Source organism: Bacillus sp. AFS015802 (genome assembly GCF_002561455.1).
In the GTDB taxonomy this organism is placed as follows: domain Bacteria; phylum Bacillota; class Bacilli; order Bacillales; family Bacillaceae_B; genus Rossellomorea.
On record NZ_NTUP01000004.1, the window covers coordinates 79,317 to 93,263 of the forward strand.

Sequence of the window (13,947 nt, forward strand, 5' to 3'; positions counted from 1 at the left end):
ACGCAATCACTTAAAATGACGCAATCATTCAGCCGGCAAGGTCGCATAAGCCATTTTTCACTGCAAATTCCATCCGCCCAAGTTTATTTTCCCCCACAATGACCATAATAAGAGGTTGAAGGGTGTGAATTTATGAGCTGGTGGATCTGGACGTTAATCATTATTGCGGCACTTATCATTTTTCTTTTATTCATGATCGTTATCACGAAGCTGACCGTTACGATTTCCTTGTACCATGGAAATGACAATGATCATTTCAAGGTGAAGCTGAGGGCCTGGTTCGGTTTGATCAAATATACGATCGACATTCCCCTCGTAAAGCTCGATGACGATGGGCCGAATGTCGTCGTTGAGCAGGAAACGAAGAAGGGGAACGAAAGCAATCCATCCATGAAGAAGGCCTCCAAAAAGAAAATTACGCCCAATGATTTCATTGCGAGTTTAAATGATACGAAGGAAGTCGTCGTCCACGTCCAGTCCATGCACCGGATCATCAGGGGTTTTCTGAAAAAAGTCAAATTGGATGAGGTCCAGTGGAAGACCCTGTTCGGGACCGGGGATGCGGCTTCGACGGGGACACTGACCGGGACGATCTGGGGGATGAAGGGAAGTATCATCGGAATCTTAAGCGGGTATATGCGCCTTCAATCGATGCCCGTCATCGAGGTGACCCCGACATTCCAGCATGCGGTGATCCAAACACAATTTTCATGTATTATCCAGTTTCGGATAGGGAATGCTATCCTAGTAGGTTTCAAGATACTTCGGTACTGGAGAGGCGGCAGAGCCAGGTTTAAGACAAAGCCCCTTTCCATCATTTCTGGAGAAAAACATTCAGTTTAACTAGGAGGTCTTCACATGTCAGAACATCCGATTGAAGGTCTGATGACCACGGCAATGGAAAATTTAAAAGAAATGATCGATGTGAATACGATTATCGGTGATCCCGTTGAAACACCCGATGGAAGCGTCATCCTCACCGTTTCAAAGGTAGGCTTTGGATTTGCTGCAGGTGGGAGTGAATTCATCATCGACAGTAAGGGCAAGGACGACAGCGGTAAAGGCGGAGATGGCGGCGGTGATAAGTCATCCCCTAAGCAGCAGCCGTTTGGCGGAGGTAGCGGGGGCGGTGTCTCCATTACCCCGATCGCGTTCCTGATCGTCAGTTCGAAAGGAATCAAGATGCTTCATTTAGATGAAAGCACCCACCTGATCGATCGCCTGCTGGACCTGGCTCCAGGTGCAATTGAAAAAATTCAGGGCATGATGAAAAAGGATGACAATAAGCAGGATAACAACGGGCAGCACAATCAAAATCATAAGCTGGATCTATAATGGACAAAGAGCTTACTCGTCATGAGTGAGCTCATCTTTTTTTTCGGAAAAGACCCCTATGATTTGCTTTCCCCCTCCCTTTTTCTGTACTATGAAAAGTGTACATACTATTCATAGAGGAGGAACAAATAATGGCAAATATCACGTTTAAGAACAACCCTGTCACTCTATTAGGTAATGAGGTAAAAGTAGGCGACAAAGCTCCCAACTTCACAGTATTAGCTAATGATCTATCAGAAGTCACACTGAATGATTCCAAAAACAAGGTGCGTTTGATCAGTGTCGTTCCTTCCATCGATACCGGAGTTTGTGATGCACAGACACGCAAATTCAATGAAGAAGCAACGAAATTTGATAATGTAGAAGTATTAACGATTTCAGTGGACCTTCCATTCGCACAGAAACGCTGGTGCGGAGCGAACGGAATCGAAAATGTCCAAACGCTTTCCGATCACCGCGACCTTTCTTTCGGTGAAGCATTCGGCGTTCACATCCAGGAACTTCGTCTTCTTGCACGTGCTGTATTCGTTGTAAACAGCAATGATGAAGTAACATATGTGGAATATGTTAGCGAAGCGACGGACCACCCGGATTATGATGCTGCGGTTGAAGCAGTGAAAAACGCGAAGTAATCCTATCCCAACCAGAATATTTTTTAAGACATGCTGACCTGACTTTCCCATGGTCAGCATTGTTTTTTTTACAAACGTCCTGGACAAAGGTAAAATAGATGAATGAAATTGAGATAAAGGAATGAATGCCGATGATTAATTCGCCAGTCGAATCATTATTTGGAATAATCGACGAGACAGCAACGCTGCTGCAGGAAGAACTCGCCTGCAGTTACTTAGAAGCCGTTGCCGAAACGGGGGAGAACCTGTTTCAGGGGGATGTCCTCCAGGAAGAGGTCAGCGAACTGACCAAGAAGCGCCTGAACAAGAAGTACGATGAAGTAAACCTTTCTCAACTTGAGAATGAAAATATCCGTAAAGCCTTTCAATTCGCGATTTTAAAAGGCATGAAAGAAAACGTACAGCCGAATCACCAAATGACGCCGGACTCACTCGGTTTATTTATCAGCTATCTGGTGAATAAATTCACGGCAGATATGGATAAGCTTACGGTTCTTGACCCTGCGATCGGAACAGGGAACCTATTGACGACGGTGTTGAACCAAATGCCGGGAAAAGAAACCCAGTCCATCGGGGTTGAAATCGATGAAGTATTGATCAAACTCGCCTATGTGGGAGCGGACCTTCAGAAGCATCCGTTACAGCTCTTTAACCAGGATTCATTAGAGCCGTTGTTCATCGATCCCGTCGATCTTGTCCTTTGCGACCTGCCGATCGGGTATTATCCGAATGACCTGCGCGCCCAGGATTATGAACTGAAAGCGGATGAGGGCCATTCCTATGCCCACCATCTGTTCATCGAACAAAGTCTGAAGCATACGAAAGACGGAGGATACTTATTCTTCATCGTGCCGAACGGACTGTTTGAATCACCGCACAGCGCACAGCTTCAAGGATACTTGAAAGAGAAAGCCGACATCCAGGGCTTCCTTCAGCTGCCGCTTTCCCTATTTAAAAATAAAAACTCGGCGAAGAGTATCCTGATCCTTCAGAAGAAAAAGACAGGAATCAAGCCTCCAAAAGAGGTACTTCTTGCGCAACTGCCAAGTTTATCGAACCAGAGAGCCCTTCAGGACATCCTGTCGAAGATCGATCAGTGGCTTGTACAGAATAAATAATAAATACAAAACCTAAATGAACACACCAATGAGCAGTCCTATTCGTAACTGAATGAGACTGCTTTTTTTTGTTGATGTATACAGGGTTGTTTTAATAAGGGAAGTTTTTCCGGTTATCCTGCAATGCAGGGTCCGTTTTGGGGGATATAAGGGGAGTTATTCCGGTTAAGGTAACGAAGAATGGTCCATTTTCATGCTTTCGGAGTAAATAGGCGGAATTATTCCCCCTATTCCTCCATATTTTGAGATGCATTCTTCAATAACAGGAAATTCTCCGCTTATTTTAGTAGAGTGGGCTATCGGCGAAGCCCCTCCGCTTTTCTTATTGTCCAGCTCCGACGGCTAGTCCCTCGAGGTCATAAGCTAAATGGGCAAAAAGGCAAAAGACGCCTTTTCAGCCCATTCATCTTATGCTTGTCGGGACTGACCAAGCCTTCTCCGCTTTTCGATATGTCCAGCTCCGGGGCTTAGAGGCTCGAGGTCATAAGTCAAGAACACCAAAAAGGCAAAAGGCGCCTTTCCGGTGTTCCCGCCTTATGCTTGTCGCCTCTGGGCAAAGCCCCTCCGCTTTTCGTATTCTAATTTTTGTGAAAATATTTAATTTAACATGAAAACGATGTCATTTCAAGCTTTTTCTTGAAATAGGGTGGAGTCAGTGATTTAATGGGGAATTGAGAGATAAAAAACGATTCAATGAACAGAATAAAGATAGAGTCGATAGATCGAAAACAAAAGGAGCGATACAACGTGGCAAAAAAAGTGATTGCAATTAATGCTGGAAGCTCTTCATTAAAGTTTCAGCTTTTTGATATGCCTGAAGAAACGGTTATTACCAAAGGTCTGATTGAACGTATCGGATTGAACGATGCGGTTTTCAATATAACAGTGAACGATGAGAAACGTGAAGAAGTAACGGATATCCCGAACCATGAAGTAGCGGTTAAAATGCTGCTTGAAAAACTGACAGGCTATGGCATCATCAATTCACTTGATGAAATCCAGGGTATCGGACACCGTGTCGTACATGGGGGAGAGGTCTTCAATGACTCCGTTCTGATCACAGATGAAGTTGTAATGAAAATCGAAGAGCTGTCTGATTTAGCGCCACTTCATAACCCGGCAAACTTAACGGGAATCAAAGCATTCCAAAGCGTGTTGCCGAATGTTCCTGCGGTTGCCGTGTTTGATACAGCGTTCCACCAATCCATGCCGGAAAGCTCATTCTTATACAGCCTTCCGTACGAGTACTATGAAGATTTCGGAATCCGTAAATATGGTTTCCACGGAACCTCCCACAAGTATGTATCTCAGCGTGCAGCTGAAATGCTTGGCCGTCCGGAAGAGCAAGTTCGCCTGATTTCCTGTCACTTAGGGAACGGTGCAAGTATCGCAGCGATCGAAGGCGGTAAATCAATCGATACATCAATGGGCTTCACACCACTTGCAGGGGTTGCCATGGGAACTCGTTCAGGTAATATCGATCCGGCCCTTATCCCGTTCATCATGGAGAAAACAGGATCAACGGCTGATGAAGTATTAAACATCCTGAACAAGAAGTCCGGTATGCTTGGTGTTTCTGGATTCTCAAGTGACCTTCGTGACATTGAACAACAGGCTTCAGAAGGGAACGAGCGTGCGGAACTTGCCCTTGAAGTGTTCGCCAATCGTATCCACAAATACATCGGATCTTATGCTTCACGCATGTACGGTGTAGACGCGATCGTCTTTACAGCAGGTATCGGGGAAAACAGTACACTGGTCCGTGAAAAAGTTCTTCAAGGCTTGGAATTTATGGGCGTATACTGGGATCCTGCCCGCAACAAAGTACGCGGAAAAGAAGCATTCGTCAACTACCCGCATTCACCGGTTAAAGTCATGGTCATTCCAACGAATGAAGAAGTCATGATTGCCCGTGATGTTGTAGAAAAAGGGAATATCTAATAAATGAAACGGGGTCGCCTTGGCGGTCCTGTTTTTTATTTGCTCAAAAAAAGTGGTTACCCGGTTCCTGGAATAACCGGGTTTTGGTTATTTGATCTCCATTCTGACCGGTTTTTTGCTTCAGATTGTCTGTTTCAGCTGGGAATGTAGACCTGTAAGAGGGTTTTAGGCCGGATGAGGTGGGGGATTCTTTGTCTGAATCTCGCCCTCGCCGGGGAATCATGCGAGAAATGCCGGGAATCGTGCCGGACGAAAGATAATCATGCGGGAAATGAAATCTTTCATGCGGGATTCTGATTTATCAAGCGAGATTTCAACTAGTCATGCCGAGATGTCGAATTTTCTTTACGCCCGCCCCTGAAAAATTTACTGACTATTCCCAACACTCTTCTCATAACGAAAGAATTGCTCACCCTATATATGATATACTAAACGTAAATTGAGGAATGTAAGGAGTGGGGAGAAGTGAACTGGTCAGAACGAGATAAGCAGGTATGGCAGTCGATCAAGACGTGGAGAGAAGAGTTGTATGAATATGAAGCGAATGATTTGGAGCATACATATGTGAAGTGGTTGGATTACGCGTTTGAATCGGTTCCTGAAGATGTGCAGGATCAATTTTTTCAGCGGCTGGATGGCTGGTTGTTTCATATGCACTCCCTGATTCAAGGTTCACAGATGCAAAACGACGCACGTGAGCGCATCCTTGTGACGGCACGGGCCTTCAATCAGGACATTCAGACGGTCGAGGATCTTCACTACTTGACGATTGACCAGCTTCATTACATAGCGGAACAGCATGCAGGACGCCATCGCATCTATTCTCTCGTACAAGGAGGGGTGACGGGGACAGGCGGCCTGGTGGCACTCGGATCGGATCTGCCGGCCATGCTCGTCATCAATCTGCGTTCCGTGCAGCTGATCGCCATCACGTACGGATTTGATGTGCAGACTCCATTTGAAATGATGACATCCCTGAAGGTGTTCCATGCGGCGACCCTGCCGGCAAGACTACGTGCCCTTGCGTGGGAGGATCTGATGGAGGACCTGAACAAGAAGGATTCGAATTACTTCTATGATGGATCGGAGCAGCTGACGGATTATACTTGGCTGGAAGGATCCATGAAGCAGGCACTGAAAGCGATGGCGATCACCATGTTTAAAGGGAAGAAGTGGTCCGGCCTGCCCCTTGTCAGCATCGCCATCGGAGCGGGCTCCAATTATCAGCTTTCAAGAAAAATCACGGATTTTGCGGAGAAATATTATCAGTATCGATATTTACGCGATAAGAAAAATGAACAATAATAAAAGGGGAATGATGTGTTCAAGGCATCGTTCCCCTTTTTGTTTTTTCCGGATTGGTCCGGTACCAAATCCATAAATCATTGATCTCCGAAGCCCGTTCGGAAATTTCATTATTTATCATGCAGGACTGTTCGAAGTCATCTTCCTGAGCGAGTTCTTCCTGAAGACGCTCAATCTCCCCATCAATTTCCCCGATACGGTCTGGAATTGTTCCACGGACGCGCTCCCACTCAAGAAGGATCTCTTCCTGTTCTTCAGGAGAATACATCGGCCATTCCTTCAACATCACGGGAAGAAGGATTCCCAGTCTGCGATTATAAGCAAAGAATTCGTTCCTCATCTTCTGGATGCTCCTCACTTTTCATTCTTCTTTCATCCTACAATAAATTCGCCCGTAAGCCCAGTGCAAAGGCAATGTCACCTAATGTTCATAAAATAATTATACAAATTTATGAATAAGTATTGATGTATTTCTTGTAAACTGCTAATATAAATTCATCTTAAAGAATAAATATTCATTTATATAGAAAATCAACAGGAGGAGATACGGATGAATAAAAAAGTGGTATTAGCCTATTCAGGTGGTTTGGATACGTCGGTTGCGGTTCAATGGTTAAAGGAAAAAGGATACGAAGTCATTGCATGCTGCCTGGATGTGGGTGAAGGGAAAGATCTTGATTTTGTACAAGAAAAAGCATTGACGGTCGGGGCGTCCAAAAGCTATGTCATCGATGCGAAAGAAGAGTTCGCGAATGAATACGCCCTTCTTGCCCTGCAAAGTCATGCACTTTACGAAGGAAAATATCCACTGGTGTCCGCTCTATCAAGACCGTTGATTGCCAAGAAGCTTGTGGAAATCGCAGAACAGGAAAATGCAACGGCTGTGGCACATGGTTGTACGGGAAAAGGAAATGACCAGGTGAGATTTGAAGTCTCGATCGCAGCACTGAATCCTTCTTTAGAAGTGATCGCGCCGGTTCGTGAATGGAAATGGTCACGTGAGGAAGAAATTGAGTACGCAAAGGACAAGGGAATTCCTATCCCGATCAATCTGGATTCCCCATACAGCATCGACCAGAACCTTTGGGGCAGAAGCAATGAGTGCGGTGTGCTGGAAAATCCTTGGGCTGCACCACCGGAAGATGCTTACGACCTGACATCAAGCATCGAAGAATCACCGAATGAAGCGGATGTGGTTGAAATCACTTTCTCCAAAGGGGTACCTGTGGAATTGGACCATGTTTCCTATCCACTGGATGAAATCATTGCCAAGCTGAATGTGCTGGCCGGTAAGCACGGGGTCGGACGCATCGATCATGTGGAGAATCGCCTGGTCGGGATCAAGTCGCGTGAAGTGTATGAATGTCCGGCTGCCATGACTCTTTTAAAAGCGCATAAGGAACTGGAAGATCTGACATTGGTGAAGGAACTTGCTCATTTCAAACCGGTGATCGAGAAAAAAATGACCGAATTAATTTATGAGGGACTCTGGTTCTCTCCATTGAATAAAGCGCTGAAGGCATTCCTTGATCAAACACAGGTGTATGTGAATGGTGTCGTCCGAGTGAAATTATTCAAGGGACATGCGATCGTGGAAGGAAGAAAATCGCCTAATTCCCTTTATGATGAGAAGCTGGCCACGTATACAAAAGCGGATGAATTCGATCATGATGCTGCCGTTGGATTCATTCAACTATGGGGTCTGCCGACAAAGGTGTCTTCTATTGTGAACGCTGAGAAGAAAGAGAAAGTCACTCTATGAGTAAGCTATGGGGAGGACGTTTTACCAAGAAGCCGGAAGAGTGGGTGGATGAATTCAATGCATCCATCTCATTTGACCAGGAGCTTGTGTTAGAAGATATTGAAGGCAGCATCGCTCATGTGAAAATGTTAAAGAAATGCGGAATTCTGACGGTGAGTGAATCCGATCAGATCCTGGATGGATTACACGTGCTATACGCTAAGGCAGAAAAAAATGAACTGGAATTTTCCGTGGAATATGAAGATATTCATCTGAACCTTGAGAAACAGCTGATTGATTTAATCGGTGAAGTCGGCGGAAAACTTCACACGGGCAGAAGCCGGAACGACCAGATTGCGACCGACATGCATCTGTTTTTAAAAAGACGGGTGGAGGAAATCGTCAAGCTCGTTGAAGATTTACAGGAAGCGATCATCGTACAGGCTGACGAGAATGTGGAAACGATCATTCCTGGCTATACTCATCTCCAGCGTGCCCAGCCGATTTCGTTCGCTCATCATCTGATGTGTTATTTCTGGATGTTGAACCGTGATAAGGAGCGACTTGTCGACTCGTTAAAAAGAATCGACATTTCTCCACTGGGTGCCGGGGCGCTTGCCGGGACAACATTCCCAATCGATCGCGAGTATTCAGCTGAACTTCTTGGCTTCGATTCCTGCTATGAAAACAGTCTGGATGCCGTAAGTGACCGTGATTTCATCCTGGAATTCCTGAGCAACAGCTCGATCATGATGACCCATCTTTCCCGCCTCGCGGAAGAGATGATCCTTTGGTCCACGGAGGAGTTCCGATTCATCGAGCTCGATGACAGCTTCACGACTGGAAGCAGTATCATGCCCCAGAAGAAGAATCCGGATATGGCGGAGCTTGTCAGAGGGAAGACAGGCAGGGTGAATGGGAATCTCATTTCCCTTTTGACGGTTTTAAAAGGGTTGCCTCTTGCGTACAACAAGGATATGCAGGAAGACAAGGAAGGGATGTTTGATACGGTGAAAACCGTGGTGGGATCTCTTAAGATTTTCACGGGTATGATTTCTACGATGAAAGTGAATAAAGGACAGATGGAAGAAGCGGTCGGAAATGATTTCTCCAATGCGACGGAGCTTGCGGATTATTTGGCAACGAAGGGGATTCCGTTCAGACAGGCCCATGAAATTGTCGGGAAGCTTGTGCTGTATTGCATTGAGAAAGGCTGCTATTTGAAGGATGTAACGCTTCAGGAGTATGGTGGTTTTTCTTCGTTGATCGAAGAGGATATCTATTCGATTTTGACTCCGTATTCGGCTGTTGAGAGAAGGAAGTCGTATGGTGGCACGGGGTTTGAGCAGGTGAAGGTGCAGATTGAGAAGGGGAAGGCTCAGTTGGGGGCAATGGCTACTCAATCTGTTTAGAATGAAATTAAAACCCATTAGCGAGTGCTGGTTGATTTTCGCTCCAGGTGCTCGCTTTCCGCTTCAATCACTATACAGAGTATTATTTTTTCTCATACTTAAAAGAGAGGATGAATGTAGAGTCTAACTCCACTCATCCTCTCTTTTGTTTTTTAGGAAATCAATCTTCCACTTCTTCCGTCCTTACAACCAGTACGTCGCAGTGGGCGGCACGTGTGATGTGCTCTGAGACACTTCCGATGAGGAAGCGTTCCACGGCGTTGAGGCCGGTTGCTCCGCATATGACGAGGTCTGCCTTGACGTTTTTGGTTGCTTCTCTTGGGATGATCACTTTCGGGGAGCCGTACTCGACATAGGTCTTGACTTTGGTCAATCCGGCTTCGGCAGCTTCTGTCTTGTACTCATTTAATAATTCTTCAGCATACTTGATGGCTCTTTCTCCTACTGTGCGGTCATAGGATTCGATTGCTGCGAAAGAGCGGGTATCGATGACGTGGATCAGGGACAGAGTGGCATCGTTCCGTTTTGCGATGGCGATCGCTTTTTTGAAGGCCCATTCTGCTTCTTTAGATCCATCTACAGCTACTAATATGTTCTGATATTTTAAACTCATAGTGATCTCCTCCTTACATCCATCATACTATATTTTTCCACTCATATCTGTAGCCAATTTTCGAACAATAACAGGGAAAAGACTATTTATTTTCAAGGGGGAATCGACATGAAGAAGAAAGATCCGAAAGAACAGTTCACGTATGATGAGAATGCGAACCAGCAGGTGAGCCAGCAGATCATGGATTCGTATACGAGCGGTGTCATCGATACGGAGAACGGCCATTACGGTACGTATGAGAACGAAGAGTACGATAAGTAGGCAGAGGAAAGAGCTTGGGGGGAACAGTCGTGTTTCCCTAAGCTTTTTTATTTTGGAGGTAGAAGCTTCTTTGCATGAAATGCTCCGTCCCTTCTGCTACAATACTCTATTATATGAAGAGGATAGGAGGTCACGGTATGAAGAAACCTGTCATCATAGTCGGGGCAGGATTGAGCGGTCTCCGGGCAGCTTCCCTTCTCCACTCAAAGGGTGTTGAGTTCCTGGTACTTGAAGCCCGTGATCGGATCGGTGGAAGAGTTGTAAGCGAGTCAATCGGAGGGACGGACCTTGCGAGAATCGACCTCGGTCCAACGTGGTTCTGGCCGGATTATGAACCTGTCATGACGAGGCTTGTGATGGAACTCGGTTTACAGACGTTCCTGCAGCATACGGACGGAGCCCTTCTATATGAGCAGTCAGAAAACGCCAGACCGCAACATCACAGGTTGCCGGAAGGGGCAGTACAGAGATCTTTCAGGCTGCAGGGCGGCGTGAAGTCACTCATTGATGCCGTCTATGATACTCTTCCTTCCGGGGCCGTTCATTTGAATACAACCGTAAGGGCCATCCGGATGGACCATGTAGGGGAAATCACGGTGGAAGCAGATCAACCGGAAGGCAAGAAGGCATGGAAGGCGGATGCGGTCATCCTAGCTATGCCGCCACGGCTCGTGGCACGACGCATCAAATTTTCCCCGGATCTTCCGGAAGAACTCATGAAAAGTCTGCTCGAAAAGCCCACGTGGATGGCCGGGCAGGCGAAAGCAGTGGCCGTTTATGAACGGCCTTTCTGGCGGGATGAAGGGCTTTCGGGCCAGGTAACGAGCTGGGCCGGGCCGCTTCAGGAAATCCATGACGCGTCACCAGTTCAAGGGGCAGGTGCTCTTTTTGGATTCTTCGGAATGCCGGCAGCTGTTCGCAGGGAGCTTGGTGAGGATAAAGTATTACGTCTTGTCGTGGAACAGCTGACCCGTCTGTTCGGTGAGCAGGCAAGTAAGCCGGTTTCACTGTTGTACAAGGATTGGTCTGTTGAACCCCATACTGCCGTGGAGGAGGATGCCGACCCGCTGACAAGCTTTCCTGAATATGGTCCGCCGGGGCATGCTGGTATATGGGAACAGAAAATCCTATTTGCAGGAACCGAAACCGCGGCAGAAAATGGTGGTCATCTTGAAGGGGCGCTCCTGTCAGCAGAACGTGCGGTTTCCAAATTGCCGGGTACCCGGGACAAATGAAAGAAAGAGCCATCACCCAAGCACGGTGATGGCTCTTTCTTTGTCATGCCTCTTCGTATACAACTTCAACGTCTCCTTTATTCTCATGCATTTTGAATAAAGCGCCGGCAATCTTATCTGCTGAGAAATAAGAGTCCTCCTGGACAAAGCCGTTAATGGTCAGGGTCCCGACGTGCACGCCCTTGGAGGAGAGTTCCTGATGAAGACTGTAAGCAAGGCTTCGCAGCGCCGCTTTCCCGACTGATAAGGAGGCAACCTCTGCACTTGGATGCAGAGCAAGTCCTCCACCGGTCAACAGAATGGATCCTGACTCTTTTTTCATGTAAGGAAGGGCTTCCTGAACGGCTATCAGTGCCCCGGCTACATTCACTTTAAAGTCATATAGGAAATCCTCTGGGGTGATCGAGGTTGGCTGCCCGGGTCTGATAGACGCGGCATTGTAGAGGAGAACCTCGATTTCTTCCCCGAATTCTGCCCTGACTGCAGATAGAGCATCCTTCATGGAAGAGGCGGATGAAACATCTCCTTGAAACCCTTTAGCTGTAACCCCTTGAGATGCCAAATCCGTCTCAAGCTCTTGCAGCGACGTAAGCGTCCGTGAAATCATTGCCACATTGTATCCTTTTAATCCAAAGTTCCTGGCTGTCTCATAGCTGATCCCTTTCCCTGCTCCGATGATGATAATGGTTTTATTCATAAAGTATTCCTCCAATTTTAATATTTGTATATGCAAATGACTAGGTAAAAAAAGAGCGCTTAAACGTCATCACTCTTTTTCAAGCTTCAAGCTCGCTTCATGCAGCATCCGGCTTAAATCCAGGCTGAATTCCTTCCCCAGTGTTTGGGAATAGTCATCGAATAGCTCTTTGATTGAAACACGGAATTCCCGGTACAATTCTTCTCCTTCATCTGTTAAAGAGATAAAGGTCTGCTTACCGGATATCTTGCGCAGGACGATATTTTTCTTTTCCAATTTATCGATGAAACGTGTACTGGTGGAAGGGGCAATCGCCAGTTTCTGGCACAGTTCCTTCTGTGTGATCCCCGGTTTGAAGTGGATGACCATAATCATATAGAAATACGATGGAGCAAGTCCTCCGGCATCCAGGTATTTTTCTGCAAGCTTCGTGATGCTCCGGGAAAAACGGCTCGCCGTGAAGTATAAGCAGTGAATCAGAACGTCTTCTTCTTCGTTCATAAACCAACACCCTTTCATTTGCATATACAAATTAACACACCCTGGAACGGCTTGTCAACATAAGCGCAGATTATGACCGCTCTTTCAGTTTTTCTATTATCCGAACCTTTCATCATTACAGTAAAATGGAAAGGAGATGTTGGAAAAAAGGGGTGTTAGGATGAAAGCAGTAATTCAAAACGAATTTGGGAATTCCACTGTGCTTCGATTAGCAGAAGTGGAGACTCCGAACATAAGTGAAAATGAAGTGCTGATCAGAACGGCGTTTACCAGTGTGAACTATGCGGATATCAAAGCAAGGAAGGGCAGGAAAGGAAAAGGGAATTTCCCTCTCACCCTGGGACTTGATACTGCGGGAACCGTTGTGGCAGCAGGGAAATCTTCCGGATATGCGGCCGGGGACCGTGTCATTGCTTTTCCTACGGGCGGCTCATACGCAGAATATGCGAAAGCCAATAAACAATTGACCTTCAAGATTCCTGAGAGCCTCTCCTTTGAACAGGCGGCTGCCATGCCGACTGTATCGATCCTGTCTTTTATTCTCTTACACGAAATCGGTCAGGTGAGGAAAAGCGATACGATCGTTGTCCATAGCGGGGCTGGGGGAGTGGGTTCCATGCTTGTTCAATTAGCGAAGCTTGCGGAGGTTGAGACCATCATTGCAACGGTTGGCAATTTGGGGAAGGAAAGCTATGTGAAGAACCTGGGAGCAGATTTTGTTTATACATACGACAGGTTTTCAGAAGAAGTGCTCCAAATCACCAAGGGAGAAGGGGCTCATATCATTTTTGATTCCGTTGCAGGTGAAGTCACGACCTCGAGCCTGGACTGCCTCGGCCTCTATGGAACCCTTGTTCAATTCGGCAACAGCAGCGGCAGTGCGGGTCACTTTACAACGGGTGATGTTCATTCTTCCTGCCGAAATGTAAAAGGATTCAGCCTGGGTACGACAAGGAAGCGTAGGCCGGGAGTGTTAGCTCCAGCTGCTGAAAAAGTCATCGATTTATTTGCCACAGGAAAAGTCACGCTTCCCATTGCTGGCATTTTTGATTTGAGTGAAGCCGCAAAAGCCCATGATTTGATGGAAAGCCGTGAGTATGAGGGGAAACTATTGATCAGAGCACACTCGTAAGCAGTTAAATAATAGTTCATAAAA

At 46.5% G+C, this 13,947-nt stretch carries 15 protein-coding genes; 11 read left to right on the forward strand and 4 right to left on the reverse strand.

Going from position 1 to position 13,947, the window contains the following annotated elements; genetic code table 11:
- The first annotated feature begins 132 nt into the window (after nt 1-132).
- The 6 genes from CN378_RS02765 to CN378_RS02790 all read left to right on the forward strand — a co-directional run bounded on the left by CN378_RS02765 (nt 133) and on the right by CN378_RS02790 (nt 6,331).
- Nucleotides 133-843, forward strand: a complete 711-nt coding sequence (locus CN378_RS02765; RefSeq protein WP_098350411.1) for a DUF2953 domain-containing protein — start codon at nt 133-135, stop codon at nt 841-843.
- Between the two features lie 15 nt (nt 844-858).
- On the forward strand, nt 859-1,335 hold the full coding sequence (gene ytfJ / locus CN378_RS02770; protein ID WP_098350412.1) for a GerW family sporulation protein: 477 nt from the start codon (nt 859-861) through the stop codon (nt 1,333-1,335).
- Nucleotides 1,336-1,466: 131 nt separating this feature from the next.
- A complete protein-coding gene (gene tpx, locus CN378_RS02775) occupies nt 1,467-1,967 on the forward strand; it encodes a thiol peroxidase (protein ID WP_098350413.1) in 501 nt (166 codons plus the stop codon).
- A 134-nt stretch (nt 1,968-2,101) separates the two neighbouring features.
- Nucleotides 2,102-3,085, forward strand: coding sequence for a class I SAM-dependent methyltransferase (locus CN378_RS02780; RefSeq protein WP_098350551.1), 984 nt, complete (start codon nt 2,102-2,104; stop codon nt 3,083-3,085).
- A gap of 747 nt (nt 3,086-3,832) precedes the next feature.
- Nucleotides 3,833-5,026: an acetate kinase gene (locus CN378_RS02785; protein ID WP_257140970.1), complete on the forward strand. Its 1,194-nt coding sequence runs from the start codon at nt 3,833-3,835 to the stop codon at nt 5,024-5,026.
- 465 nt (nt 5,027-5,491) lie between these two features.
- Complete coding sequence (locus tag CN378_RS02790) at nt 5,492-6,331, forward strand: EcsC family protein (protein WP_098350415.1); 840 nt, start codon at nt 5,492-5,494, stop codon at nt 6,329-6,331.
- A gap of 19 nt (nt 6,332-6,350) precedes the next feature.
- Here the strand turns inward: CN378_RS02790 and CN378_RS02795 are convergent, their stop codons facing one another.
- Nucleotides 6,351-6,671: a hypothetical protein gene (locus tag CN378_RS02795; RefSeq protein WP_098350416.1), complete on the reverse strand. Its 321-nt coding sequence runs from the start codon at nt 6,669-6,671 to the stop codon at nt 6,351-6,353.
- A gap of 210 nt (nt 6,672-6,881) precedes the next feature.
- Between CN378_RS02795 and CN378_RS02800 the strand changes: the two genes are divergently transcribed.
- Both CN378_RS02800 and argH read left to right on the forward strand, forming a co-directional pair.
- On the forward strand, nt 6,882-8,093 hold the full coding sequence (locus CN378_RS02800) for an argininosuccinate synthase (protein ID WP_098350417.1): 1,212 nt from the start codon (nt 6,882-6,884) through the stop codon (nt 8,091-8,093).
- Nucleotides 8,090-9,484: an argininosuccinate lyase gene (gene argH, locus CN378_RS02805; protein ID WP_098350418.1), complete on the forward strand. Its 1,395-nt coding sequence runs from the start codon at nt 8,090-8,092 to the stop codon at nt 9,482-9,484. Before CN378_RS02800 ends, argH begins: the two co-directional genes overlap by 4 nt.
- 160 nt (nt 9,485-9,644) lie before the next feature.
- On the opposite strand, the gene CN378_RS02810 is transcribed toward argH, so the two are convergent.
- On the reverse strand, nt 9,645-10,097 hold the full coding sequence (locus CN378_RS02810; protein ID WP_098350419.1) for a universal stress protein: 453 nt from the start codon (nt 10,095-10,097) through the stop codon (nt 9,645-9,647).
- Nucleotides 10,098-10,205: 108 nt separating this feature from the next.
- Here CN378_RS02810 and CN378_RS22485 point away from each other — a divergent pair, with 108 nt between their 5' ends.
- A complete protein-coding gene (locus CN378_RS22485; RefSeq protein WP_179884778.1) occupies nt 10,206-10,358 on the forward strand; it encodes a hypothetical protein in 153 nt (50 codons plus the stop codon).
- A 137-nt stretch (nt 10,359-10,495) separates the two neighbouring features.
- Nucleotides 10,496-11,593: a flavin monoamine oxidase family protein gene (locus tag CN378_RS02815; RefSeq protein ID WP_098350420.1), complete on the forward strand. Its 1,098-nt coding sequence runs from the start codon at nt 10,496-10,498 to the stop codon at nt 11,591-11,593.
- A 43-nt stretch (nt 11,594-11,636) separates the two neighbouring features.
- Here CN378_RS02815 and CN378_RS02820 read toward each other — a convergent pair whose 3' ends face one another.
- A complete protein-coding gene (locus tag CN378_RS02820; RefSeq protein ID WP_098350421.1) occupies nt 11,637-12,290 on the reverse strand; it encodes an SDR family NAD(P)-dependent oxidoreductase in 654 nt (217 codons plus the stop codon).
- A 69-nt stretch (nt 12,291-12,359) separates the two neighbouring features.
- Nucleotides 12,360-12,791, reverse strand: coding sequence for a MarR family winged helix-turn-helix transcriptional regulator (locus tag CN378_RS02825; RefSeq protein WP_098350422.1), 432 nt, complete (start codon nt 12,789-12,791; stop codon nt 12,360-12,362).
- Nucleotides 12,792-12,951: 160 nt separating this feature from the next.
- Between CN378_RS02825 and CN378_RS02830 the strand changes: the two genes are divergently transcribed.
- Nucleotides 12,952-13,923 carry a quinone oxidoreductase family protein gene (locus CN378_RS02830; RefSeq protein ID WP_098350423.1) on the forward strand — a complete coding sequence of 324 codons (972 nt, stop codon included), beginning with the start codon at nt 12,952-12,954 and terminating at the stop codon, nt 13,921-13,923.
- The last annotated feature ends 24 nt before the right edge of the window (nt 13,924-13,947 follow it).

Coding starts and splice junctions, on each gene's coding strand:
- CN378_RS02825 (WP_098350422.1), bottom strand. CDS start 12,791: ATGAACGAAGAAGAAGACGTTCTGATTCACTGCTTATACTTCACGGCG.
- CN378_RS02765 (WP_098350411.1), top strand. CDS start 133: ATGAGCTGGTGGATCTGGACGTTAATCATTATTGCGGCACTTATCATT.
- CN378_RS22485 (WP_179884778.1), top strand. CDS start 10,206: ATGAAGAAGAAAGATCCGAAAGAACAGTTCACGTATGATGAGAATGCG.
- CN378_RS02830 (WP_098350423.1), top strand. CDS start 12,952: ATGAAAGCAGTAATTCAAAACGAATTTGGGAATTCCACTGTGCTTCGA.
- CN378_RS02800 (WP_098350417.1), top strand. CDS start 6,882: ATGAATAAAAAAGTGGTATTAGCCTATTCAGGTGGTTTGGATACGTCG.
- tpx (WP_098350413.1), top strand. CDS start 1,467: ATGGCAAATATCACGTTTAAGAACAACCCTGTCACTCTATTAGGTAAT.
- argH (WP_098350418.1), top strand. CDS start 8,090: ATGAGTAAGCTATGGGGAGGACGTTTTACCAAGAAGCCGGAAGAGTGG.
- CN378_RS02820 (WP_098350421.1), bottom strand. CDS start 12,290: ATGAATAAAACCATTATCATCATCGGAGCAGGGAAAGGGATCAGCTAT.
- CN378_RS02815 (WP_098350420.1), top strand. CDS start 10,496: ATGAAGAAACCTGTCATCATAGTCGGGGCAGGATTGAGCGGTCTCCGG.
- ytfJ (WP_098350412.1), top strand. CDS start 859: ATGTCAGAACATCCGATTGAAGGTCTGATGACCACGGCAATGGAAAAT.
- CN378_RS02810 (WP_098350419.1), bottom strand. CDS start 10,097: ATGAGTTTAAAATATCAGAACATATTAGTAGCTGTAGATGGATCTAAA.
- CN378_RS02795 (WP_098350416.1), bottom strand. CDS start 6,671: ATGAGGAACGAATTCTTTGCTTATAATCGCAGACTGGGAATCCTTCTT.